Origin of the sequence: Streptomyces paromomycinus (genome assembly GCF_003865155.1) — a bacterium.
GTDB lineage: Bacteria > Actinomycetota > Actinomycetes > Streptomycetales > Streptomycetaceae > Streptomyces > Streptomyces chrestomyceticus.
Genome location: NZ_BHZD01000001.1, coordinates 7105424 through 7127319, shown reverse-complemented (window position 1 = coordinate 7127319; position 21896 = coordinate 7105424). Strand labels below are relative to the sequence as shown.

General features: G+C 73.5%; 22 protein-coding genes. 10 read left to right on the top strand and 12 right to left on the bottom strand.

Annotated elements, in window-relative coordinates; translation table 11 throughout:
* Nucleotides 1-60: 60 nt before the first annotated feature.
* From OEIGOIKO_RS30745 to OEIGOIKO_RS30730, 4 genes are all read right to left on the bottom strand, one after another.
* A complete protein-coding gene (locus tag OEIGOIKO_RS30745) occupies nt 61-747 on the bottom strand; it encodes a response regulator (RefSeq protein ID WP_125056773.1) in 687 nt (228 codons plus the stop codon).
* On the bottom strand, nt 744-2057 hold the full coding sequence (locus OEIGOIKO_RS30740) for a sensor histidine kinase (protein ID WP_125056772.1): 1314 nt from the start codon (nt 2055-2057) through the stop codon (nt 744-746). Before OEIGOIKO_RS30740 ends, OEIGOIKO_RS30745 begins: the two co-directional genes overlap by 4 nt.
* A 91-nt stretch (nt 2058-2148) precedes the next feature.
* Nucleotides 2149-2427 (bottom strand): PspA-associated protein PspAA, encoded by a 279-nt coding sequence (gene pspAA, locus OEIGOIKO_RS30735; RefSeq protein ID WP_125056771.1) that lies wholly within the window; start codon nt 2425-2427, stop codon nt 2149-2151.
* 95 nt (nt 2428-2522) lie between these two features.
* Entirely contained in the window at nt 2523-3323 is an 801-nt protein-coding gene (locus tag OEIGOIKO_RS30730) for a PspA/IM30 family protein (RefSeq protein ID WP_078624462.1), read from the bottom strand.
* A 304-nt stretch (nt 3324-3627) separates the two neighbouring features.
* Between OEIGOIKO_RS30730 and OEIGOIKO_RS30725 the strand changes: the two genes are divergently transcribed.
* Together OEIGOIKO_RS30725 and OEIGOIKO_RS30720 are read left to right on the top strand one after the other, a co-directional pair.
* Nucleotides 3628-4224, top strand: coding sequence for a DUF3043 domain-containing protein (locus OEIGOIKO_RS30725; protein WP_125056770.1), 597 nt, complete (start codon nt 3628-3630; stop codon nt 4222-4224).
* Nucleotides 4225-4310: 86 nt separating this feature from the next.
* Nucleotides 4311-5048, top strand: a complete 738-nt coding sequence (locus tag OEIGOIKO_RS30720; protein ID WP_174857334.1) for a class I SAM-dependent methyltransferase — start codon at nt 4311-4313, stop codon at nt 5046-5048.
* A gap of 15 nt (nt 5049-5063) precedes the next feature.
* Here the strand turns inward: OEIGOIKO_RS30720 and OEIGOIKO_RS30715 are convergent, their stop codons facing one another.
* The gene (locus tag OEIGOIKO_RS30715) at nt 5064-5249 is read right to left on the bottom strand and encodes a hypothetical protein (protein WP_125056769.1); all 186 of its coding nucleotides are present in this window, start codon (nt 5247-5249) and stop codon (nt 5064-5066) included.
* Between the two features lie 715 nt (nt 5250-5964).
* On the opposite strand from OEIGOIKO_RS30715, the gene OEIGOIKO_RS30710 reads away from it, so the two are divergent.
* Both OEIGOIKO_RS30710 and OEIGOIKO_RS30705 read left to right on the top strand, forming a co-directional pair.
* Nucleotides 5965-7062, top strand: coding sequence for a S1C family serine protease (locus OEIGOIKO_RS30710; protein ID WP_174857246.1), 1098 nt, complete (start codon nt 5965-5967; stop codon nt 7060-7062).
* 131 nt (nt 7063-7193) lie between these two features.
* Entirely contained in the window at nt 7194-7838 is a 645-nt protein-coding gene (locus OEIGOIKO_RS30705) for a rhodanese-like domain-containing protein (RefSeq protein WP_125056768.1), read from the top strand.
* Nucleotides 7839-7871: 33 nt separating this feature from the next.
* Here the strand turns inward: OEIGOIKO_RS30705 and OEIGOIKO_RS30700 are convergent, their stop codons facing one another.
* Both OEIGOIKO_RS30700 and OEIGOIKO_RS30695 read right to left on the bottom strand, forming a co-directional pair.
* Nucleotides 7872-8993, bottom strand: coding sequence for an IS630 family transposase (locus tag OEIGOIKO_RS30700; RefSeq protein WP_125056767.1), 1122 nt, complete (start codon nt 8991-8993; stop codon nt 7872-7874).
* A gap of 160 nt (nt 8994-9153) precedes the next feature.
* Nucleotides 9154-9366: a hypothetical protein gene (locus OEIGOIKO_RS30695; protein ID WP_125056766.1), complete on the bottom strand. Its 213-nt coding sequence runs from the start codon at nt 9364-9366 to the stop codon at nt 9154-9156.
* A 218-nt stretch (nt 9367-9584) separates the two neighbouring features.
* On the opposite strand from OEIGOIKO_RS30695, the gene OEIGOIKO_RS30690 reads away from it, so the two are divergent.
* The 5 genes from OEIGOIKO_RS30690 to OEIGOIKO_RS42195 all read left to right on the top strand — a co-directional run bounded on the left by OEIGOIKO_RS30690 (nt 9585) and on the right by OEIGOIKO_RS42195 (nt 15279).
* Complete coding sequence (locus OEIGOIKO_RS30690; protein ID WP_125056765.1) at nt 9585-10850, top strand: bifunctional adenosylcobinamide kinase/adenosylcobinamide-phosphate guanylyltransferase; 1266 nt, start codon at nt 9585-9587, stop codon at nt 10848-10850.
* Nucleotides 10851-10912: 62 nt separating this feature from the next.
* Nucleotides 10913-11668: a class I SAM-dependent methyltransferase gene (locus OEIGOIKO_RS30685; RefSeq protein WP_174857245.1), complete on the top strand. Its 756-nt coding sequence runs from the start codon at nt 10913-10915 to the stop codon at nt 11666-11668.
* Between the two features lie 10 nt (nt 11669-11678).
* A complete protein-coding gene (gene cobT, locus OEIGOIKO_RS30680; protein WP_125056764.1) occupies nt 11679-12725 on the top strand; it encodes a nicotinate-nucleotide--dimethylbenzimidazole phosphoribosyltransferase in 1047 nt (348 codons plus the stop codon).
* Nucleotides 12726-12814: 89 nt separating this feature from the next.
* Nucleotides 12815-14584, top strand: coding sequence for a phosphatidylglycerol lysyltransferase domain-containing protein (locus OEIGOIKO_RS30675; RefSeq protein ID WP_125056763.1), 1770 nt, complete (start codon nt 12815-12817; stop codon nt 14582-14584).
* Entirely contained in the window at nt 14581-15279 is a 699-nt protein-coding gene (locus OEIGOIKO_RS42195; RefSeq protein ID WP_174857244.1) for a hypothetical protein, read from the top strand. The genes OEIGOIKO_RS30675 and OEIGOIKO_RS42195 overlap by 4 nt, the downstream gene beginning before the upstream one ends.
* Before the next feature lie 21 nt (nt 15280-15300).
* Here OEIGOIKO_RS42195 and OEIGOIKO_RS30665 read toward each other — a convergent pair whose 3' ends face one another.
* The gene (locus OEIGOIKO_RS30665; RefSeq protein ID WP_125056762.1) at nt 15301-16038 is read right to left on the bottom strand and encodes a hypothetical protein; all 738 of its coding nucleotides are present in this window, start codon (nt 16036-16038) and stop codon (nt 15301-15303) included.
* A gap of 78 nt (nt 16039-16116) precedes the next feature.
* Between OEIGOIKO_RS30665 and OEIGOIKO_RS30660 the strand changes: the two genes are divergently transcribed.
* On the top strand, nt 16117-16932 hold the full coding sequence (locus OEIGOIKO_RS30660; RefSeq protein ID WP_125056761.1) for an adenosylcobinamide-GDP ribazoletransferase: 816 nt from the start codon (nt 16117-16119) through the stop codon (nt 16930-16932).
* A gap of 67 nt (nt 16933-16999) precedes the next feature.
* Here OEIGOIKO_RS30660 and OEIGOIKO_RS30655 read toward each other — a convergent pair whose 3' ends face one another.
* The 4 genes from OEIGOIKO_RS30655 to pelF form a co-directional block, all read right to left on the bottom strand.
* Nucleotides 17000-17890, bottom strand: a complete 891-nt coding sequence (locus OEIGOIKO_RS30655) for an endo alpha-1,4 polygalactosaminidase (RefSeq protein ID WP_246177640.1) — start codon at nt 17888-17890, stop codon at nt 17000-17002.
* Nucleotides 17887-18582, bottom strand: a complete 696-nt coding sequence (locus OEIGOIKO_RS30650; protein ID WP_125056760.1) for a spherulation-specific family 4 protein — start codon at nt 18580-18582, stop codon at nt 17887-17889. Before OEIGOIKO_RS30650 ends, OEIGOIKO_RS30655 begins: the two co-directional genes overlap by 4 nt.
* Before the next feature lie 143 nt (nt 18583-18725).
* Nucleotides 18726-20192 carry a hypothetical protein gene (locus tag OEIGOIKO_RS30645; RefSeq protein ID WP_125056759.1) on the bottom strand — a complete coding sequence of 489 codons (1467 nt, stop codon included), beginning with the start codon at nt 20190-20192 and terminating at the stop codon, nt 18726-18728.
* Nucleotides 20189-21688, bottom strand: a complete 1500-nt coding sequence (pelF, locus tag OEIGOIKO_RS30640) for a GT4 family glycosyltransferase PelF (RefSeq protein ID WP_125059172.1) — start codon at nt 21686-21688, stop codon at nt 20189-20191. The genes OEIGOIKO_RS30645 and pelF overlap by 4 nt, the downstream gene beginning before the upstream one ends.
* Between the last annotated feature and the right edge of the window lie 208 nt (nt 21689-21896).

Below are 21896 nucleotides of genomic sequence, written 5' to 3'. Positions count from 1 at the left end.
TCCACCCCCCGCTGCACCCGTGGGCGCACCGGTCCCGTCACCCCGTGGGCGGACCGGCCCCTACTGCGCCCGTGGGCGCACCAGCCCCGATTCGTACGCGATGACCACGAGCTGGGCCCGGTCGCGCGCGCCGAGTTTGGCCATGGCCCGGTTGACGTGCGTCTTGACGGTCAGCGGGCTGACCGCGAGCTGCTCCGCGATCCCGTCGTTGGACAGCCCGCCCGCGACCAGCGACAGCACCTCGCGCTCCCGCCCGGTCAGCGTGTCCAGCCCGGCGGTCCCGGGCCGCCCGGGACCGCCCTCGGCCGGCCCCTCCCCCTGCGCGAGGAACTTGGCGATCAGCCCTTTCGTGGCGGCCGGCGACAGCAGCGCCTCCCCGGCCGCCGCGATCCGGATGGCGCTGAGCAGTTCGTCCGGCTCGGCCCCCTTCCCGAGGAACCCGCTCGCCCCGGCCCGCAGCGCCTGCACCACGTAGTCGTCGACCTCGAAGGTGGTCAGGATGACCACGCGTACCGCGGCCAGGTCCGGATCGGCGCTGATCATGCGGGTGGCGGCGAGCCCGTCCACGCCCGGCATCCGGATGTCCATCAGCACCACGTCGGCCCCGGTGGCCCGCGTCAGCTCGTACGCCTCGGCGCCGTCGGACGCCTCCCCCACCACCTCCATGTCGGCCTCGGAGTCGACGAGGATGCGGAACGCGCTGCGCAGCAGGGCCTGGTCGTCGGCGAGCAGTACTTTGATGGTCATCCGGTGTCCCTCGTGCGGCAGATGCGGGTGGGCGCTTCGGCCCGGGTGGTCTGGCTGGGCTGGGGGGTCTGGAGGGGCAGCCGTACGCGTACCTGGAAGCCGCCGGACGGACGGGGGCCGGTTTCGGCGGTGCCGCGCAGGGCGGCGACCCGCTCGCGCATGCCGATCAGGCCGTGGCCGCCGCCGGGTTCCCGGGCGTCGGAGGGCAGGCCGGGGGTGCCGCCGTCGTCGAGGACCGTGACGGTCAGGGTGCCGGCGTCCCGCTCGATGCGGACCGTCGCGCGGGCGCCCGTGCCGGCGTGCTTGTGCACGTTGGTCAGCGCTTCCTGGACGACGCGGTACGCGGTGAGGTCGATGGCGGCGGGCAGCGTGTCCGCCGGCTGCGGGACGTCGAGCGTGACGGGCAGGCCGGCGCGGACGAAGCCGTCCACGAGGTGGTCCAGCACGGCGAGGCCCGGCGCCGGTTCGGTGGGTGCGTGCGGGTCGTCGGACTGGCGCAGCAGGCCGACGGTGGCGCGCAGTTCGTCGAGTGCGGAGCGGGACGCCTCGCGTACGTGCGCCAGCGCCTGCTTGGCCTGGTCGGGGCGGCTGTCCATGACGTGCGAGGCGACGCCGGCCTGCACGTTGACCAGGGCGATGTGGTGCGCGACCACGTCGTGCAGTTCGCGGGCGATGCGCATCCGCTCCTCGGCGACGCGGCGCCGGGCCTCCTCCTCGCGGGTGCGTTCGGCGCGTTCGGCCCGTTCCCGTATGGCGGTCACGAAGGCGCGCCGGCTGCGGACCGCGTCGCCGGCCGCGGCGGCCATGCCGGTCCACGCGAAGATCGCGAGGTTCTCCTGCGCGTACCAGGGGCGGCCCCCGAAGAGCATCGCGGCGGCAGTCAGGCCGAGGACGGTCAGCGCGCCGACGCGCCAGGTGGTGGAGCGGTCCGTGCGGGCGGCGAGGGTGCACAGCGCGATGACCACGGAGCAGAAGACCGGGGCGCGGGGCACCCCGCTCTCCAGGAGCAGTTCGAGGACGGTGCAGAACGCGGTCGCCGCCAGCACGCTGCGCGGGAAGCGGCGGCGCAGTACCAGGGCGCCGCCCGCGGCGACGGCGAGGACCACGGTGGTGGCGGTCAGTTCGCGGTGGCCGAACCGGGGCCCGAACGGGCCGTGCGGGCCGTGCGGCTCGGCCACCGCGCCGACCAGGATCGCCACGACGACGGCGAGGGCCAGCGCGCCGTCGAACGCGTACGGATGGGCGCGTGTCCAGGCGAGCGGGCCGCCGCCCGGACGCGGACCGGGCTGCCCGGGGGCGAGGGGAGTCACGGGAAAACGGTAGCGCCCCGGTCCCGTGCGGGATCCGGGGCGCTGCCTGCGCTGGAGGTGGTACGGGCCGCCCGGCGGACCGGGCGGCGGATCAGCCCGGGATCAGGCCGTCGTCGCTGAGCATCTGCCGGACCTCGTCGAGGGTGGCGTCCTCGGAGGGCAGGATCAGCTCGGACGGTTCCAGGGAGTCGTCCGGCAGCGGGGCGCCCAGGCGGCGCACCGCGTCCAGAAGGGCGCTCAGGGTGCGCCGGAAGCCGTCCTCGTCGCCGCTCTCCATCTCGTCGAGCAGCTCGTCGTCCAGCTTGTTCAGCTCGACGAAGTGCGCGTCGTCGAGCTTCACCTGCCCCTCCCCCATGATCCGTACGATCACGACGGTCTCCTTCTGCTCCGGTGCGGCGGCTGGTCCGGTGCGACGACCGGGCCCGGTGGTGCGGCGGTACCGCTGAGGCTAGCCGCCGCCCGCCGTCACTGCTTGTCGAAACGCGGCTGCCCGGGCTGCGCCTGCGGGGCCTGCTGGCCCTGGCCCGCCTGGCCGCCCTCGATGGCCTGCTTGTCGGCGCCCGGGCCGGCCAGCTCGGCCTTCATCCGCTGGAGCTCCAGCTCGACGTCGCTGCCGCCGGAGAGCCGGTCCAGCTCGGCGGTGATGTCGTCCTTGGCCATGCCGGTCGGGTCGTCGAGCGCGCCGGAGGCGAGCAGCTCGTCGATGGCGCCGGCCCTGGCCTGCATCTGCGCGGTCTTGTCCTCCGCGCGCTCGATGGCCATGCCGACGTCGCCCATCTCCTCGGAGATGCCGGAGAACGCCTCGCCGATCCGGGTCTGGGCCTGGGCGGCGGTGTACGTGGCCTTGATCGTCTCCTTCTTGGTACGGAAGGCGTCGACCTTGGCCTGGAGGCGCTGGGCGGCGAGGGTGAGCTTCTCCTCCTCGCCCTGCAGCGTCTGGTGCTGCGTCTGCAGGTCCGTGACCTGCTGCTGGAGGGCGGCCCGGCGGGAGAGGGCCTCGCGGGCGAGGTCCTCGCGGCCGAGCGAGAGGGCCTTGCGGCCCTGGTCCTCCAGCTTGGAGGACTGGTTCTGGAGCTGGTTGAGCTGCAGTTCCAGGCGCTTGCGGGAGGTCGCCACGTCGGCGACGCCGCGGCGTACCTTCTGGAGCAGCTCCAGCTGCTTCTGGTACGAGTAGTCAAGGGTCTCGCGCGGATCCTCGGCCCGGTCCAGGGCCTTGTTGGCCTTCGCGCGGAAGATCATCCCCATCCGCTTCATGACACCGCTCATGGGCCTCGCGCGCCCCCTTCTGACCGAGTTACATCGGGCTTCGGCTCCAGCACATCTACAGACCCCACAGTACGGGCCTCGGTTCCATTACCGCACTGTTCGGCCCCGGATGCGCTCCTCCTGCAGGACGATCAGGGTGCCGCCGCCATCCGGCGCAAGGAGTAGGGACCGTCCCGGGAACCCACATCACGCCCCTTTCGCGCCGAATGTCCGCCGCGCGACGTCGCCCGGAGATCCGCGCCGTTGCCGGATCGTTCCCCATGCCGCTGTGGTCCATGCGCGGCCAACCCGTACTCTTGCGTGTGTGTTCCGAAGCCGTTCGAAGGATGAGCAGGCCGCGACCACCAAGGTGACCGCGTCCGAGCCGAAGCAGCCCCGCGACCCGCAGGCCCCCAAGGGCCGCCCGACGCCGAAGCGGAGCCAGGCGCAGTCGCAGCGCCGTACGCGCGCGCAGACGCCGGCCAACCGCAAGGAGGCGGCGAAGGCGTCGCGTGAGGCGCGCCGCGCCGACATGGCCCGGCAGCGCGAGGCGTTGGCCAACGGTGACGAGCGGTTCCTGCCGATCCGCGACAAGGGCCCGGTGCGGCGGTTCGCCCGCGACTTCGTCGACTCGCGCTGGTGCGTGGCGGAGTTCTTCCTGCCGATGGCCGTGATCATCCTGGTGCTGACGATGCTGCGCCAGCCGGGGATCCAGAACATCGCGCTGCTGCTGTGGCTGTTCATCATCGTGCTGATCGTCGTCGACTCGTTCGTGCTGTGGTTCTCGCTGAACAAGCGGCTCAAGCAGCGCTTCCCGAACGAGAACCACAAGGGCGTCAAGCCGTACGCCCTGATGCGCACCCTCCAGATGCGCCGGCTGCGTCTGCCGAAGCCGCAGGTCAAGCGCGGAGAGCGGCCCTGAACGCAACCCCTTCGGGCTTCTCGCCCGGTGCGGAACGGTGGCTCGGCGGTCTCGGCGGACTGCGCAACACGGTCCGCCAGGAACTGATCGCCCGCCAGCTGGAGGAACAGATAGCCGCCCGCTTCCCGGTGGGGCAGCGGCTGCGGGTGCTCGACGTGGGCGCGGGCCAGGGCACCCAGGCGCTGCGGCTGGCCCGGGCCGGCCACAAGATCACCGGCCTGGAGTCCGACCCGGCGATGCTGGCGGCGGCCCGTACCGCGCTGGCCGAGGAGCCGGCCGGCATCCAGGAGCGCATGGAGCTGATCGAGGGGGACGGCCGGGACACCGGCGTGCTCTTCACGCCCGGCGCCTTCGACGTGGTGCTCTGCCACGGCGTACTGATGTACGTGGCGGAGCCGGACCCGATGCTGGCCGGGCTGGCCCGGGTCCTGGCACCCGGCGGGCTGCTGTCCCTGGTGGTCCGCAACGCCGACGCGCTCGCGATGCGGCCCGGCCTGGCCGGCGACTGGGACGGCGCCCTGGGCGCCTTCGACACGGCCGAGTACGTCAACCGCATCGGCCTCACGGCCCGCGCCGACCGGCTGGCGGCGCTGACCTCGACGCTCGACGGGATCGGCGCGCCGCTGGAGACCTGGTACGGCGTACGGGTCTTCACCGACCTCGCGGCGGACGACGCGCCACTGCCCGCCGACGGCGAGCTGGAACGGCTGCTCGCCGCCGAGGCACGGGCCGGACGCACCGACCCGTACCGCGCGGTGGCGGCCCTGCTGCACCTGTGCGGGGTCCGGGGCGGGACGGGCGGCGAGGGGCGGCAGGGCGGCTGAGCCGACGGCTGGCTCTCAGTGGCGGCGCCGGGGTTCGACGGTGACGATGTCGTACCAGCTGCTCTCCTTGGCGATGCCGCGTGCTTCCGCCTTGCTGAGAACCTTCTTCCCGCACTTCCCGCATGCGTAGCGGTACGTTCCGGTGCGCGAACTGAGGCGGCTGGGCGTCATGGCCAGGACCGCGTCCACGGCGCCTTCCATCCAGTTGAGGTGCTTGCGGGTGCCCTCCCAGAGCCGCTGGCCCGCCGCTCCGCGGCTCGGCAGGGGGACCCGTTCGGCCGCTGCCAGGGGATTCTGTCGGCGGCTGCTGCCGGCGGCGCCCGCGCGGGTGCGTGCATGGGTACTGGGTACGCGGCCCGTTCTCGGCCTCGATGCGTTCGGACTCCCGCTGGGTGTGTGAGCGTCCGGAGCACCGGATCATGCGTTGTACGTGCGGTGTGTGGCCGCAGCCCTGGCCGCACACCGCGTGCTGGTCCTGGCCCTGGCCCGGGCCCTGCCGGCCCTGGGCGAGCCGCTGGACGACGGCGGCGTTGCCCGCGGCCTGCTGAAGTCCCATGACCTGCGCGGCCGTCAGCGGCCCGGCGCCGCGACGGTCTTCTGGACGGCCGACGTGTGCGACGCGTCCCTCACCGGCCGTACGGGCCGACCGGCGGCACCGCGCCGGTCCCGCTCTCGCTCTCGCTCTCGCTCTGCGTGCATACGTCCACTCCGTCGGGGTCCAAGGGGCGCCTTACGCCGTTGTCCTCGGCCTCCTTGTCTACGACAGGCGGGAGCCGCGCGTGAAGAGCCATAAGGGCAGCCCTGCCGCCCTTGGGTGCCGTAAGAGCGGGGACGGGGCCGGGGCCGGGCGACACAGTTTCTCGCCACGGCGCCCGATGGGGCGGCGGACCGGGCGCCCTGACGGGACACTTCAGCCATGACGCCTTCACTGACTTCCCGCCGCCGGGCGGTGGCCGCCGCGGCCGCCGTCCTGTGCGCGGCCGCGCTGGTGGCCGGCTGTTCCGGTTCCGACTCCTCCGCCGGGCCCGGCAAGGACGTCTCCTCCTCGGCCGCCGTCACCTCCCCCGCCAAGGCGGCCGCCCCCAGCGTCAGCACCGACCTCCAGGACGCGTACCAGAAGGTGGTCAAGGACGTCCTGCCGTCGGTCGTCCAGATCACCACCGGGGAGGGGCTGGGCTCCGGGGTGGTGTACGACGCGCGCGGCCATGTCGTCACCAACGCGCACGTCGTCGGCGGGGACAAGAAGTTCAAGGTCACCACGGCGCGCGGCAGCCGCTCCCTGGACGCGTCGCTGGTCGCGTCCTACCCGGAGCAGGACCTCGCCGTCATCAAGATCGACGATGCGCCGAAGGACCTGAAGCCCGCGACCTTCGGCGACTCCGCCAAGGTCGAGATCGGGCAGATCGTGCTCGCCATGGGCAGCCCGCTGGGGCTGTCCGGCAGCGTGACACAGGGCATCGTCTCGGCGACCGGACGCACCGTCAGCGAGCCCAGCAGCGGCGGCGGCACGGGCGCGACCCTCGCGAACATGGTGCAGACCTCCGCCGCCATCAACCCCGGCAACAGCGGTGGCGCGCTGGTCAACCTCTCCGACCAGGTCATCGGCATCCCGACGCTGGCCGCCACGGACCCGCAGATGGGCGAGGGCGCGGCGCCCGGCATCGGCTTCGCGATCCCGGCGTCCACCGTCCGCAACATCGCCGACCAGATCCTCAAGAACGGCAAGGTCACCAACTCGGGCCGGGCGGCGCTCGGCATCACCGGCCGCACCCTGGTCGGCCAGGACTTCGAGGGCGCCGGAGTGAGCGTCGCGAGCGTCAAGGAGGGCGGTCCGGCGGACCAGGCGGGCATCGAGGCCGGTGACGTCGTCGTGAAGTTCGACGGGACGGCCGTCCGGACGATGCAGGACCTGTCGGAGGCGCTGGCCGGGCACAAGCCGGGCGACAAGGTGGACGTCACGGTCGACCGGGACGGCACGCAGAAGACGGTGCGGGTGACGCTGGGGACGATCTAGGTCCGCCGATCGTCACCGGTTTGCCGCTTCAGCAACGTCCCTTGCCGTTCTGCGCGATGTGCGCGCACTCTGTGTCCGGAAAGTCAGCACGCGGAACGCGCAATCGCCTTGCGGGGCGGAGGAGACAGCAGATGGAAGACCGCCATGTCGTCATCATCCCGATCGAGATCGACGCGGAGAAGGAGAGCGCGTATCTCGACGCCTGGCAGGCTGCGGCGGAGGTGATGGCCGCGCAGCCCGGGTTCGTCCGGACGTACATGTTCCGCACGGTCGTTCCGGGGAGCACCTTCCGTCTCGTCAACGTGGCGGAATGGGAGTCCACCGCGCACTGGGAAGCGGCGATGAACGTCTGCCCGATGCTGGGGCAGCAGCTAGCCGTCGCCCATGCCTCGAACTACGAGGCGGTCCGGACGGTCCTGCCCGCCACGCCGCGGAGCCTGGGCCCCGGCGACAGCCACACGCCCGCCGACCTGTCTCCCGCCGAGGCGCATCGCCGCGTCGTGGACGGGGAACTCACGCTGGTCGATGTCCGGGAAGACGATGAATGGGCGGCGCGCCACCCGGCCGGCGCCGTGCACGCCGCGCTCGGCACGCTGCCGGCTTCGCTGCCGGATCTGCCCGACGGCCCACTGGCCTTCGTGTGCCGTACGGGCGCCCGCAGCGTGCAAGGCGGCGCGCAGGCGATCCGCGCGGGCCGGTCTTCCGTTCACACCGTGGCGGGGGGCCTTGAGGCGTGGGAAGCCGCCGGGCTTCCGGTCGTTGTCCCCGGCCGCTAGTGCTGTGACCGGGAAGGTTTGCCGGGTTGGTGGTCAGGTCGCGGCAGGCGATGGTCTGCCGCCCCAGCGGACGCCTTTTTCGCTGCGGGTGCGGGCGCGTTCGCGTCGTTGGGCGGCGAGGATGTCGGGGTGACGGGTGTGCTGGTTGCGCCAGCGCAGGTAGGCGTGCAGGGCTCTGGTCTGGACGGTGTGGTTTGGATGGTCGGAGTTGGCGAGGGTGAACTGCCGCAGGGGCCCGAAGTGGGCCTCGATGGGGTTGGCCCACGACGCATAGGTCGGGGTGAAGCACAGCTCGACGTTCTTGCGGACTGCCCACCTGCGGATGCGCCAGTTCAGGTGGGCGGAGAGGTTGTCGAGGATCACGTAGACCGGGGCGCCGTCGGGGCGGGCCGCGCGGATCGACCGCAGGGCGGCCCAGGTGTGGTCGATGCCTTTGCGCTTGCGGTTGACGCCCCACAGTTTGTCGTCGCCGACCGAGTAGCAGCCGTGGAAGTAGGTGATGCCGTGGGTGCGGCGGAACGTGGCCGGCAGCCGCTCGGGCCTGCCGCGTCCGGCCCAGCAGGAGCCGGCAGTGGGGCGGATGCCCAGCGGCCCGAACTCGTCGAACGCGAACGTGCGGTCCGCGCGCTCATTGAGCGCGTACTCGATGTGTTCCAGCTTGGCGTCGAACGTCGGGTCCGGGGACTCCTTCCAGGTCTTGGTGCGCTGGAAGGAGATCCCCCGGCGGGCCAGCAGGCAGCGCAGTGTCTCCCGGCCGATCCGGACGGGCCTGGCGGCGTCGCGGCGCAGGTGATCGGCGAGTTTGCGGATCGACCAGCGGGTGAAGGGCTTGCCCAGCACAGTGGGGCGGGTGGCGGCCGTCTGGACGACGAAGTCCTCGTCGTCACCGCTCAGCAGGCGGGGACGGCCTCCCGTCCACTGAGGGTCCAGGCATGCGAGCCCGATCTCGTTGAAGCGGTGGATCACGTCACGGACGGTGTCCTCGTCCGCCTGGACCAGGTGCGCGATCACTGGGACCGTGCTGCCGCCGGCTGAGGCCAGGAGCATCATCGCCCGCCGGAATCGCACAGAGTTCGTGCTGCCCCGCCGAACGATGTGCTGGAGCTTCTGTCCTTCCTGCTCAGTCAGCCTGCGGACCTTGACCGGTAAAGCCATACCCGCCTCCCCATGCCAGTCGGCGTCCTCACACCCGACTAGCACAACCGACAACCCGGCAAACCTTCCCGGTCACAGCACTAGGAGGCGGAGCACGACGCACAGCGCGACGGGCGGGGCGCCGGCCGGGCCACCCGGCCCGTCCGGCGCCGGGGCGCGGTCAGCCCGCGTCGGCGTGCAGGCTCATCGGCGCCGCGTACACCTCGGTGCCGTCCTCGAACAGCCTGACCTGGTCCACGCCCCCGTCGAGGAGGTCCTTCCACACCTCGCCGATCCAGGATTCCGCGTCGCCCTGGGTCGTGAAGTCCTCAGGCTCCACCGCGGGCGCCGTCTCCGTACCGTCGGCCTTCTCGAACCGCCACGTCCACGCCATGTCCGCCTCCTGGGTCCCACCGAGTGCCTGCTGGTTCGTGTACCGCTGCCGCGCCCCGGCGTGCCGTGGCGCGGTCCTGCTGCTGTCCTCCGTACGAGCGCCGTATTCCCCGCGAACGCGCGGCGTACGTCCCGCGTACGTGCTGTTCCGCAGCCTAACGGCCGTGTCGAGACGGGCCCCCGCGCGCCCGCTCGGCACCGTCGGGGGAAAATCGGCGGGTGGAACTGACTCTCCTCGGCACCGGAGCCCCCAGCGGGCTGCCGCGCCCCGGCTGCCCCTGCGCCGCCTGTGCCTGCGCCGTCGGCGACGAGGCGCGGGCGGCCACCGCGCTGCTCGTCGACGGGGCGCTGCTCCTGGACCTGACGCCGGGTCCGGCCTTCGCGGCCGCCCGCGCCGGGCACTCGCTCACCGCCGTACGGCAGGTGCTGCTCTCGCACCCGCACGACGGTCCGGCCATGGAGGTGCCCGCCGGGCTGCCGCAGCCGGGGCGGGTCGCGGACGGCCGGGAGCTGGCGCTGCTGGACGGGCACCGGGTGCGGGCCGTCGCCGTGGACGTGCCGGGCACCGGTTACGAGGTGGGCGGCGCCGAGGGCGAGCGGCTGCTGTACCTGCCGCCGGGTGCCGCGCCGGCCGGGGCGGCCGAGGGCGAGGGCGGCCGTGGTGTCCGCCCGTACGACATGGTCCTGCTGGACGTCCTGGGGCGGCCGGACGCGCTGGCGCGGCTGCGGGCGAGCGGCGCGGTGGACGCGGCGACGGATGTGCTGGGCGTCCATCTGGACCACACCGTGCCGCCCGGCCCCGAGCTGCACCGGCGGCTGGCGGCGGCGGGGGCGCGCACCGTGCCGGACGGCACGTCGTTGCTGGTCGGCGAGTACCACGCGGTGCCCGACCTGCCGCGCCGCACGCTGGTGCTGGGCGGCGCGCGCAGCGGCAAGTCGGCGGAGGCCGAGCGGCGGCTGGCCGCCTTCCCCGACGTGCTGTACGTCGCGACCGGCGGCACCCGGGACGGGGACACCGAGTGGGCGGCGCGGGTCTGGGCCCACCGGGAGCGCCGTCCGGCGTCCTGGCGTACGACGGAGACCTGCGACCTGCTGCCGCTCCTGGAAGGCGGCGCCCGGCCGGAGGACCGGGCGGGCGGGCCCGCCGCGCAGGCCGCCCCGGACGACTCGCCGCTGCTGATCGACTGCCTCGCCCTGTGGCTGACGCACGCCATGGACGAGGTCGGCGCGTGGGACGACGGGAAGTGGGCGGCGGGCGGTGAGCGGGAGCTGCGCGCGCGGGTGGACGAGCTGGTCGCGGCGGTGCGCGGGACCCGGCGGCCGGTGGTGGCGGTGAGCAACGAGGTCGGCTCCGGGGTGGTGCCGGCGACCGCGTCCGGCCGCCGGTTCCGCGACGAACTGGGGCGGCTGAACGCGATGTTCGGCGCCGAGTGCGAACACGTCCTGCTGGTCGTCGCCGGGCAGGCGCTTGCGCTGCGCGGATGACACGGGCCGGGCCGCGCCCGTGTCCGCTTGCCCGGGCCCGCCGGGGCGGGTGATCTGGTCCGGTGACCGATACGCATGGTCCGGCGACCAGCACCTCGTACCGTCTCGACGCCGCCGTACGCGCTTACGTACGGCGGCACCCCTTCGCCACGGTCGTGGCGCTCGGCGAGGGGCCGGGCAGCGGCGCCTTCTGGCGGCTGGACGACGGACGGCTGGACTGGCTGGCCGTGGAGCCGCCGGAGGCCGCAGCGGTCCGCCGGATGCTGCTGCCGGACGGGCCCCGGCGGCGGACCCTCGCGCATCCCGTGGCCGACCCCGGCTGGCTGGAGGCGGTCCGTGCGCCGGAGCGCGGGGTGGTGGTGGCCGCGCGCGGGCTGCTGATGTTCCTGCGGCCGTCCGAGGTCCGTGCGCTGTTCGCGGCGTGCGCGGAGCGGCTGCCCGGGGGCGCGCTGGTCTTCGACGCGGTGCCCCGCTGGTGCGTGGGCAGGGACCGGCCGCGTACGGGCGTACGTACGGCGCCCGGCGTTGCGCCGCTGCGCTGGGGCATGAACGCCGCCGACCGGCCCAGGGTGGCGGACGCGCACCCGAACATCGTCGCGGTGCGCGAGGTGCCGCCGCCCGGCCGCGGACCGCTCGCCAGGTGCCTGGCGCGGTGGCGGGAGCACGTACCGCTGCTGCACACCCCCGCCCGCACGGTCACCGAGATCCGCTTCGGCACGCCGCGGGCCGCCCCGGGCCCCGGCCGGACGGCCCCGGGCCCCGGCACCCGCGGCGCCCCGGCCGACCCGGAGCGGGCCGCCGGGCGCCGTTCCCGGTAATCTGCGCCGAATGAGCGCCCTGAACCTCGATGACTTCGCCCACCTGATCGAGCGCCCCGACGGCGGTGCCCGCCGCGATGCCGAGGAGCGCCGGCAGCGGCTGGCGGTGCCGCCCGGGGCCCTGGGGCGGCTGGACGAGCTGGGCGAGTGGCTGGCCGCCGCGCAGCAGCAGGTGCCGGTACGGCCGATCGAGCGGCCGCGCGCGGTGCTGTTCGCGGGTGACCACGGGGTGGCGGCGCTGGACGTCTCGGGCCGCCCGGCCGGTACCGCGCAGAAGCTGGTGCGGGACGTGCTGGACGGAGCCAGCCCGGCGGCGGTGCTGGCGCGCCGGGCCGGTGTCCCGGTGCGGGTCGTGGACATAGCGGTGGACTGCGACCCGGCGGAGCTGCCGGAGGACGTCACCCGGCACCGGGTGCGGCGCGGCTCGGGCCGGATCGACATCGAGGACGCGCTGACGGCCGAAGAGGCCGAGCGGGCCTTCCGGGCGGGCATGGCGGTCGCCGACGAGGAGGCGGACGCCGGTACGGACCTGGTCGCGCTCGGCGACCTGAGCGTGGGCGGCACCACCCCGGCGAGCACGCTGATCGCCGCGCTGTGCGGCACCGACGCCTCGGTGGTCACCGGGCGCGGCGGCGCGGGCATCGACGACCTGGCGTGGATGCGCAAGTGCGCGGCGATCCGCGACGCGCTGCGCCGGGCCCGGCCGGTCCTCGGCGACCAGCTGGAGCTGCTGGCCGCCACCGGCGGCGCCGACCTGGCCGCGATCACCGGTTTCCTGCTGCAGAGCGCGGTCCGGCGCACCCCGGTGATCCTGGACGGGGTGGTCTCGGCGGCCTGCGCGCTGGTGGCGCAGCGGGTGGCGTTCCGGGCTCCGGACTGGTGGCTGGCCGGGCAGGTGAGCGGCGAGCCGGCCCAGTCCAAGGCACTGGACCGGATCGCGCTCAACCCTTTGCTCGATCACGGCGTCACTGCTGGCGAGGGGACGGGATCGCTGCTCGCTCTGCCACTGGTGCAGGCGGCCGCGGCCCTGGCGGCAGACCTGCCCGTACGCGACTGAGGGACGCCGGCCGGTAACGGCTCGCGGCTCTGGAGTGACCGGATTCCAGCGAATCCGGGCATCGGCGCGCCCCCATATGATCAAGTTTTATGGGAGAAGTCCGTTTGAGCCCGGATGAGGACCGCACCCGCGGTCGGTGGTCACGACGCGGCGCCGCGTACGCCGTCTGGTACCTGCGTGCCGTCACCTTCATCAATTTCCTCAGCGCCGTGTGGGTGTCGGTCGGACAGGACATCCGCCGGCACAACGTCGATGAGTTCTTCACCCCGTACCTGCTCACCGCGGGTTTCGCGTCCGGCGTCTTCTCGCTGTTCTTCGCGGTCACCATGCGCCGCCGCAAACGCGCCGCGTGGATACTGAACCTGATCCTGTCCGGGCTCTTCCTGGCGTTGTTCGCGCTCGCGATGGCGGCGGCGCCGGAGTTCCGGCGGCACGGGCAGAACTGGTTCTCCTTCGTCGTGACGCTGCTGTTCGTCGTCTCGCTGCTGGTGGGCCGCAAGGAGTTCTACGCCAAGGGCGACCGCTCCAACCCCAAGCTGGCCGCGGCCGTCGCGCTCGGCGGGCTGCTGGTCACCTCGCTGCTCGCGGCGCTGCTGGTGACCGTCGCCAACACCGCGCAGGGCAGCCACCACGCGACGTTCCTGGACCGCTGGCGCTACGGCGTCATGCGACTGGTCTCCATCGCCGCCGAGGAGGACCGTTTCCCCGGCATCGCCACGCCGAACTGGGCCAACGTCGTCATCAACGTCATGAGCACCGTTCTGCTGCTGCTCGTGCTGTGGGCCGCCTTCCGCTCCGTACGCAGCACCGACCCGATCACCCCCGAGGACGAGGAACGGCTGCGCGGCCTGCTGGCCCGCCAGGGCGACCGGGACTCGCTGGGCTACTTCGCGCTGCGCCGCGACAAGAGCGTCATCTGGTCCCCCACCGGCAAGGCCGCCGTCACCTACCGCGTCGTCGGCGGGGTCTCGCTCGCCTCCGCCGACCCGATCGGCGACCCGGAGGCCTGGCCCGGCGCCATCGACCTGTGGCTCGCGGAGGCCCGCTCGCACGGCTGGGCGCCGGCCGTGATGGGCGCGAGCGAGGAGGGCGGCACGATCTACGCCCGGCACGGCCTGGACGCGCTGGAGCTGGGCGACGAGGCGATCGTGGACACCGGCGAGTTCACGCTGGAGGGGCGCGCCATGCGCACCGTCCGGCAGGCGTACAACCGCGTCAAGCGGGCCGGCTACACCGTCCGCATCCGCCGCCACGAGGACATTCCCGAGGCCGAGATGGACCGGCTGCTGAGGCTGGCCGACGACTGGCGGGACGGCGAGACCGAGCGCGGCTTCTCCATGGCGCTGGGCCGGCTCGGCGACCCCGGTGACGGGCGCTGCGTGATGCTCGAATGCACCGACGCCGACGGGGAGCTGCGCGCGCTGCTCAGCTTCGTGCCGTGGGGCGCCAGGGGGCTGTCGCTGGACCTGATGCGCCGCGACCGGGAGTCCGAGAACGGGCTGATGGAGTTCATGGTGCTGGAGATGGTCCAGCGGGCGAAGGAGGTGGACGTCACTCAGGTGTCACTGAACTTCGCGATGTTCCGCTCCGTCTTCGAACGCGGTTCGCGGCTCGGCGCGGGTCCGGTGCTGCGCCTGTGGCGCTCGCTGCTCAGCTTCTTCTCCCGGTGGTGGCAGATCGAATCGCTCTATCGCGCCAACGCGAAATACCGGCCCGTCTGGGAGCCCCGGTACATGCTCTTCGAAAAGAGCACCGACCTGCTGCGCATCGGCCTCGCCAGCGCCCGCGCCGAGGGCTTCCTGGAGGCTCCCGGGCTGCCGAAGTGGCTCAACCGCAAACACCTGGAGACCAAGAGATGAGCGAGCCGGTCCTGCGCCGCGCCGTGCGTGCCGAGTGGGGCCTGCTGTTCCGTACCGTGTGGTCGGGGCTGCGCAGGAAGAAGCTGCTGGCGATCCCGATGACGGTCTCCGCCGTGCTGCTCACCTCCCTCTTCCAGATCGTCCAGAACCAGTCCTGGGGCTACCGGTTCATCCAGAACATCGGTTCCGTGCAGGCCGACGAGCACCTGTGGCTGGCGCTGCTGCGGACGCCGCTGTCGCTGTTCGTGCCCGCCCTGGACCTGCCGGTGTGGGGTGCGCTGGCGCAGCTCCTGCTCGTCTTCGGGATCTGCGAGATCTGCCTGGGCCGGGCCCGGACGCTGCTGATCGCGTACGCGGCCACGCTGGCCGGGACGATGTACGCGCGGATCGGCATCTGGCTCGGCCCGGACAACCCGATCGGCCTGCCGCCGACGGACGCGTTCGTGCACGACACCGGCCCGTCGGCGGCCGTGGTCGGTCTGGGGATCTTCGTGTGCTGGGTCTACCGGGCGTGGTTCACCTGTGCGCTGGTGGTGCTCTCGATGGTCTACGAGGTGGTGTTCATCAAGAACAACCTGGCGGGCCGCGAGCACATCGCCGCGGTCGTGGCGGTGCTGGCGCTGTGCGGGGTGTGGGAGGTACTGCACCGGCGCCGCAAGCCGCGGGACGAGCAGCAGGTACGGGCCGGCGGCTGACCCGGGCGGACGCACCGGCCCTCAGTGGGTCGGTGCGCCGCCGATGACGTGGTTCACCCGGCGGCGCAGCCCGTTCCAGCGCCGGTCGTGCCGGAAGGCACGGACCTTCGCCTTGGCGCGGGCCTTGGGGCGCCGCCGGTAGAACCGTTTCGCCCACGGTGAGTTCGGCCGGGCCAGCCGGACGGCGCCGAACAGCGCGACGAACGGTACGAACACCCCGATCACCGCCATCCGGCCCTTCCCCTTGAAGAGCGCCACCAGCGCGAAGAGGAAGTTGACCCCCACCGTCCGGACCACCCGGAAGCGGTTGTGGAACTCGTCGGGCCCCAGTTCGTTCACCCCGAACGGCAGGGCGCCGCCCAGGATCAGCGCCACCAGCGCGGCCGTGACGATCACGATCTCCACGCTCTTGGTGCCCTGCTCGCTCCAGTACACGTCGTCCAGGTGCAGGATCAGCGCGAACTCGTCCAGCACCAGCCCGACCCCCATTCCGAACAGCACCGCCGCCATCCCCGACCCGTAGCCGTGCCGCCCGCCGGCCAGCGCGGTGAACCCGCCGACCACCATGAGCACCACGCCCGGCACGACGTGGTGGATGTGCAGGCCGCCCGGCGAGATGTTCCGGAAGGGGCCCTTCCCGGCCCGGATCAGCCGGGTGATCATCCGGGTCACGACGAAGGTCAGCACGAAGGAGACGAGCGCGAGCAGCAGGGGCAGCTTCCCCGGCTCGATGATGTTGCGGAACCACCAGTGACCCATGCCACGTACTCCCCATTTGTCGCGTATAGGGGCAATTTAGCGCCGTCCGGTCCGCGACAGCCGGGTTAGCCTGCCGCGATGAACGACGCCGCCGCCCCGTCCGGCCCCTCGCCTTCCCCCACCCTCGGGGACGCCATGCGCTTCACCTTCGGCACGCTGACCGTGCTGCCCGTACGGCTCCGCCGCTGGGACCGGCCCGCCGCACGCGGCGGCATGCTGTGCGCGCCGGTGGCGGGCCTGGTGATCGGTCTGGCCTCGGCGGCCCTCGGCACCCTGCTCCTCCTCCTGGGCAGCGGCCCCCTCCTCGCCGCCGTCGCCACCGCCGCCGTCCCCGCCGTCCTCACCCGCGGCCTCCACCTGGACGGGCTCGCCGACACCGCCGACGGCCTGGGCAGCGGCAAGCCCGCCGAGGACGCGCTGCGCATCATGAAGCAGTCCGACATCGGCCCGTTCGGCGTCATCACCCTGCTCTTCACCCTGCTGGCCCAGGTGGCCGCCCTCGCCCAGCTCTACGGACGCAGCTGGGCCGACGGCGCGACGGCCGCCGTCGTCGCGGCCGTCACCGCCCGCTGCGCCCTCACCCTCGCCGCCCGCCCCGGCGTCCCCCCGGCCCGCCCCGGAGGACTGGGCGCCGCCGTGGCCGGCACGGTGCCGCTCCCCGCCGCCGCCACCGCGGCCGCCGTCGTCGTCGCCCTCTCCGCAGCCCTCGGCAGCACCCACTCAGGCGGTTACGGCGCCCTCCACACCGCCCTGGCCGCCCTCCTCGCCCTCGCCGTCGGCGAGACGGCCCTGCGCCGCTGCCGCCACCGTTTCGGCGGCATCACCGGCGACGTCTTCGGCGCCGTCGCGGAGACGACGGGGCTGGCGGCGGTGGTGGTGCTGGCGCTGGGGTGACGGGGCACGGCAAAGCCCCCGTAGCCGGGTCGGGCGCCGGGGGCCGTGGACTGCCGCGTGCCGGGGGTCAGCAGGCCTTCCGCCAAGCGTCCAGGTGCAGGCGCTTCTGGAGGGAGCTGAGGCCGAGGCGGTTCGTCGAGGCGCAGAACTTGGCGGCCGGGAGCTCGTACTCGACGTGGAAGACGGCCTTGCCCGCCTTGACGAACGGGGTCATCTTCGCGCACTCGTCGTACTGGGCGCACTGCTCGTTGACGGCGAAGTCGAAGTCGCCGACGAGCTGGGGGATCTGGTCGAGGTCGTTCTTGAGGCCGACGGACAGGCCACGGTCGTGGGCCAGCTTGGCGATCATGCGGTTGAAGGCGAGCTGGTCCTCGGCGGTCAGGTCGAAGCCGGTGTCGTTCTTGTAGCCGTCGACGTTGTCCGGCTCGACCGCGTCGAAGCCCTTCTCACGGCACATGTCGAAGCGCTTGGCCATCAGCGGGCGCAGCACGTCCAGGCGCCGGATGTCGAGCCACTTCTCGCCCTCCCAGCCGTTCTCCTCGCCGATGACGTCCTTCGGGAAGCGGGACGCGTCCGGGCGGAAGTCCTCGTACGCGCCGACGCTGATGTAGCAGATGGCCTTGCGGCCGCGCCGGTGGAGGTCGGCGACCGTGGCGGCCTTCTCCCGGAAGCCGTCGATGTCGTAGACGGGCGCGTCCACGGAGAGGTCGAGCTTGCCGGTGAGCTGCCACTGCCAGTCGACGCCCGGCTTCGGGTGCCAGACGGGGCGCGGCTTGCCGCCCCCGGGGCTGCTGGGCGCACCGGGGCTGCTCGGGCTGCCGGACCCGGAGCTCGGGCTGTGGCTGGGCTTGCCGTGCGGGCCGGGCGGGATCTGCGAACAGGCCGTGCTGACGAACAGGAGCGCGCCGAGGAGGAGCAGGAGTCTCTTGCGGTGGTGCGGGGGGTGCGGGGCGTTCATCGGGGGGTCTCCAGGTAGGGCGGAAGTGCGTCCCAGGGGTGTGGCGCGGTGCCGGGGACGGCGCAGTGCACGGCGGCGCCGCGCTGCCGGGCCAGTTCGGCGGCGGCCTCCGCGCGGGTCTCGGGAAGGCCGTGGATGAGGTGGCAGAACCGTTCGGGCGGGTGGTGGGCGGTCCACGGCGGGACCTCGGCGGTCTCGTACGCGGCCCAGGTGTCCTCGAAGGTGACCAGGAGATCGGCGAAGTCCAGGTAGCGCGGGTGCGGATGGACGCCGTGGTTGAGGACGACGGTACGGGCCCCGGCGGCGCGCGCGGCGACCGTCAGGCGGCTGTAGTGCGTGAGGAGCCCGGCGCCGGACGCGGCCTGGTCGAGGAACACGCCGTCGGTCCCGTACCAGTCGCGGTGCCGCAGCAGGTCCTGGACGACGGCCGCGTGCGGGCGGCGGCCGTAGTCGGTGTCGGCGTAGCCGAGGATCCGTACGCCCGCGGCCCGCAGCTGTCCGGCGACCTCGGCGAAGTGCGGATCGGGGGCGGTGCCCGGTCCGCTGGCCGGATTGAGCACCACGCCGTACAGGTCGGGTGCCGCGGCGACCAGCCGCCGCCAGGCGTCGGGGCGTTCGGCGGGGTGTTCGTAGAGCGGGACCAGTAGCTGGCGGGAGGGCGGACGGGGCGGCCCCGAGGACTGCCGGGTCATGGTTCGGGGGCTCCTGTCGGAAATGGGACGAGATGCTGAGGATACGAGGGTGGGCGACGGTACGTGGACCCGGCGTCGGATACCGGCCAAGTGGCGGGGTGTGCGGGTGGATTCGGGGCCCGGCCCCGAACCCACCACCGTCCTCAGCGATGCGCCGTGGCCCGCCCCAGCAGTGCGGAGCCCACCGCCGCCAGGACGAGCCCGGCGGCGCCGCAGACCGTCAGTTGGGCGACGGCCGGGGACACCGGCCCGGTCACCAGGACCACGGTCTGGGCGGCCGCGGCCGGCCCGCACACCGCCGCCGCGACCGGCACCGCCCCGAACGCCTGGAGGAGCAGCGCGGTCCACAGCACGACGCCCAGACACAGCAGCCCCAGACCGTGCGCCGCGTCCATCGGCGGCCCCTGCCGCCACAGCAGGCTGCCGACGCCGCCGAGGAGGGCGAGCACGGCGAGGTAGGAGGCCAGGCACCGGGCCAGCGCGCCGGAGGTGGCGCGCCAGAACCCGGCCGGGGTGGTGCTCGCGCGCAGCCCCGCGACGGCCCGGCTGCGATAGCGGTACAGCAGCCATTCGGCCGGGCCCATGCTGAGCGTGAGGGCCACCGCCGCGGGCGCCGCGACCTCGGCGTGTGCCCCGTACCGCAGTACGTCACCGAGCGCCGTGAGCAGCACCAGCACCCCGATGGCCAGCCCGAAGATTCCGTACGGCACGGAGGCCACGGCCCTCGGCGCCGGCCCGTCCTGCCGCGGCTCGCGGCGGCAGCGCAGGACGGTGACGGCGGCCAGCGCGACGGCCGCGCCCAGCGACAGGACGAGCAGGGCGGCCCGTACGGCGTCCGGCGGCACGTACACCGCCATCAGCGCGGCGCCGAGCGCGACCGGGGCCAGGGCGCACAGCAGCCACCGCTCCCGGCCGAAGACGAGCAGGGTGGTGGCCGCACCGAGGTAGGCCGCCTGACCTGCGGCGAAGGCGACCGAGCCGGGCGCGTCCGCGTCGGCGGACCCGACGATCCAGGCGACCGCCGCACCGGCCAGCGCGCCGAGCGGCGCGCCGACGGCCAGGGCGCGGGCGGCGGCCCGCCGCGCGCCGAGGCCGAGCCAGGAGTACGCGCGGTGGGCGAGCGCCTGGTTCCAGACCCAGCCGGCCAGGGCGCCGGCCAGCAGCGGCATCGTTCCGGCGGGCAGCCCCCGGGCGTCCGGCGGACCGGACAGCAGGTGGGAGCCGACGACGTAGGCGAGCCCCGGCAGGGCGAAGACCAGGGCGCGCAGCAGACAGCCGAGCAGGCTGACCCGCCAGGGGTCGGTGACCGCACGCTCCGGTTCGGGGTAGCTGCGCGGAACCCGCGCGTACAACTCCTCGGCGAGGGCGAAGGAGTTCTCCCGCCCGTAGGTGAGTCTGATCTGGTCGTCGCTCATGCCGTCGGACTCGATGACGGCGGCGATCTCGTCGGGGTGCACGGCGGCGGCGATCAGGTCCCCCATCCGCGCGGCGAGTTCGTCGACCGGGTCGGGGGCCGCCCAGTGCGGGCGCCGGGGCCGCGGCACGTCCGGCAGGTCGTCCGTCCGGTCCTTGCCGCCCTCCCCCGGCACCAGCCACAGGGAACCGCTCACCAGCCGGCCCCGTCGGCGGCGAGGGGGCTGTTCCAGGGCCCGCGCAACTGGAGGGTCCACTCGTCCGGCCGCTGCTCGGCGGCCTGCCGGCCCGCGCCGTCGAGTTCGCGGTAGATGGTGCGGAAGCCGTCGACGGAGCGGCGCAGCGTGAACTGGTCGATGACCCGCTGCCGGGCCCGGCTGCCGAGTTCGGCACGCTTCTCCCAGCCGCCCTTGAGGAGTTCGAGGGTGGCCTTGGCCATCGCTTCGGGTTCGCGGGGCGGTACGACGAGCCCGGTTTCACCGACCGCCTCGCGTACCCCGCCGACGTCGGTCGAGACGGTCGAGCGGCCGCAGGACATGGCCTCTATCAGGCTGAACGGGAAGCCTTCGGAGATGCTGGAGAGCATGACGACGCTGCCGGCCGCGTAGGCGCGGGCCACGTCGTCGATGCGCCCCTCCCAGCTCAGCCCGTCGGTCACGCCGAGCGAGGCGGCCAGCTTCTCGCAGCGGGTCTTGTACGCCTCGCCGCCGGCCGGCACCCCGCCGAACAGGCGCAGCCGCAGGTCGGGCACCTCGGCGCGGCACAGCGCGTAGGCGCGGACGAGGGTTTCCAGGTCCTTGATCGGGTCGATCCGCCCGGCCCAGCTCAGCGTCGGCACGTCCGGCTCCTGCTCGGCGTGCGGGAACTGCTGGACGTCGACGCCGTTGTAGACGGTGCGGATCTTCTCGGGCGGGGTGCCGCCGCGCTCCTCCCAGCGCTTGTTGTACTTGTTGCACGGCGTGACGAGGTCGGCGGCCCGGTAGCTCTCGATGGTCAGCTGCCGGTAGAAGCCGAGCATCAGGGCCTTGACGGGCCAGCGCTGGGCGTCGGAGCGGTAGCCGAGGTAGCGCTCGCGCAGGTAGATGCCGTGCTCGGTGAGGAGGAACGGTACGTCGTCGAACTCCTTGGCGGCGAGCGCGGGCAGGCAGGCCAGCCCGTTGCTGACCGCGTGCGCCACGCTGTCCTCCGGCACCCGTACGGACAGCGGCCGCAACGCGTGTTCGAGCAGGTCGGTGGCGGTCAGGGCGTCGTGCACGGTGGGGCCGGCCGCGCGCGTGGCGACGTGCGGCAGGGTCCAGATCCACATCAGGGAACGCAGCGCGGACTCGGTGCGCAGCGCGGCGCTCAGGCGCCCCTCGCGGGCCAGCGCGGCCAGTGCGTACAGCTCGGTGCCGAAGTCGGTGCAGGACTGCGGGTCCAGCATGGACAGCAGGAAGCGCTCGTAGGTGTCGACGAAGCGGCGGCGGTCGCGCCCCCGGAGGAGCCCGGCGGTGCGCCGGCCCGGCGGCGGGCCCCACATGGGCACGGAGGAGCGCGCGTAGACGTTGTCGGGCAGGTCCCAGGTCACCGGCTCACGGCCGCTGCCGGTGAGCGCGATGACGTTGAAGCGGACTTCGGGCATGCCCCGTACGAGCTGGTCGCACCAGGTGGAGACGCCGCCGTGGACGTGCGGGTAGGTGCCCTCGGTGAGCATGGTGACGTGCCGGCCGGGCTGCGGTCCGTCGTCGGGCTGCCGATGTGGGCTGCCGACCTCGTACAGGGTTGCGTTCATGGCGAAATCCCCCCGGGAGTGAGTGCTGGGTGGAGCGGTACGGAACGCGCGCGCGGTTGCTGCGGGCACCGTGCGGGCGCGTCGCGCGTCGCGCGTTGCGCGGCCGGCGGCCGTGCCGGCCTGGTGCGGT

Coding starts and splice junctions, on each gene's coding strand:
- OEIGOIKO_RS30745 (WP_125056773.1), bottom strand. CDS start 747: ATGACCATCAAAGTACTGCTCGCCGACGACCAGGCCCTGCTGCGCAGC.
- OEIGOIKO_RS30730 (WP_078624462.1), bottom strand. CDS start 3,323: ATGAGCGGTGTCATGAAGCGGATGGGGATGATCTTCCGCGCGAAGGCC.
- OEIGOIKO_RS30715 (WP_125056769.1), bottom strand. CDS start 5,249: ATGGAAGGCGCCGTGGACGCGGTCCTGGCCATGACGCCCAGCCGCCTC.
- OEIGOIKO_RS30710 (WP_174857246.1), top strand. CDS start 5,965: ATGACGCCTTCACTGACTTCCCGCCGCCGGGCGGTGGCCGCCGCGGCC.
- OEIGOIKO_RS30705 (WP_125056768.1), top strand. CDS start 7,194: ATGGAAGACCGCCATGTCGTCATCATCCCGATCGAGATCGACGCGGAG.
- OEIGOIKO_RS30700 (WP_125056767.1), bottom strand. CDS start 8,993: ATGGCTTTACCGGTCAAGGTCCGCAGGCTGACTGAGCAGGAAGGACAG.
- OEIGOIKO_RS30695 (WP_125056766.1), bottom strand. CDS start 9,366: ATGGCGTGGACGTGGCGGTTCGAGAAGGCCGACGGTACGGAGACGGCG.
- cobT (WP_125056764.1), top strand. CDS start 11,679: ATGAGCGCCCTGAACCTCGATGACTTCGCCCACCTGATCGAGCGCCCC.
- OEIGOIKO_RS30675 (WP_125056763.1), top strand. CDS start 12,815: ATGGGAGAAGTCCGTTTGAGCCCGGATGAGGACCGCACCCGCGGTCGG.
- OEIGOIKO_RS42195 (WP_174857244.1), top strand. CDS start 14,581: ATGAGCGAGCCGGTCCTGCGCCGCGCCGTGCGTGCCGAGTGGGGCCTG.
- OEIGOIKO_RS30665 (WP_125056762.1), bottom strand. CDS start 16,038: ATGGGTCACTGGTGGTTCCGCAACATCATCGAGCCGGGGAAGCTGCCC.
- OEIGOIKO_RS30660 (WP_125056761.1), top strand. CDS start 16,117: ATGAACGACGCCGCCGCCCCGTCCGGCCCCTCGCCTTCCCCCACCCTC.
- OEIGOIKO_RS30655 (WP_246177640.1), bottom strand. CDS start 17,890: ATGAACGCCCCGCACCCCCCGCACCACCGCAAGAGACTCCTGCTCCTC.
- OEIGOIKO_RS30650 (WP_125056760.1), bottom strand. CDS start 18,582: ATGACCCGGCAGTCCTCGGGGCCGCCCCGTCCGCCCTCCCGCCAGCTA.
- pelF (WP_125059172.1), bottom strand. CDS start 21,688: ATGCTCACCGAGGGCACCTACCCGCACGTCCACGGCGGCGTCTCCACC.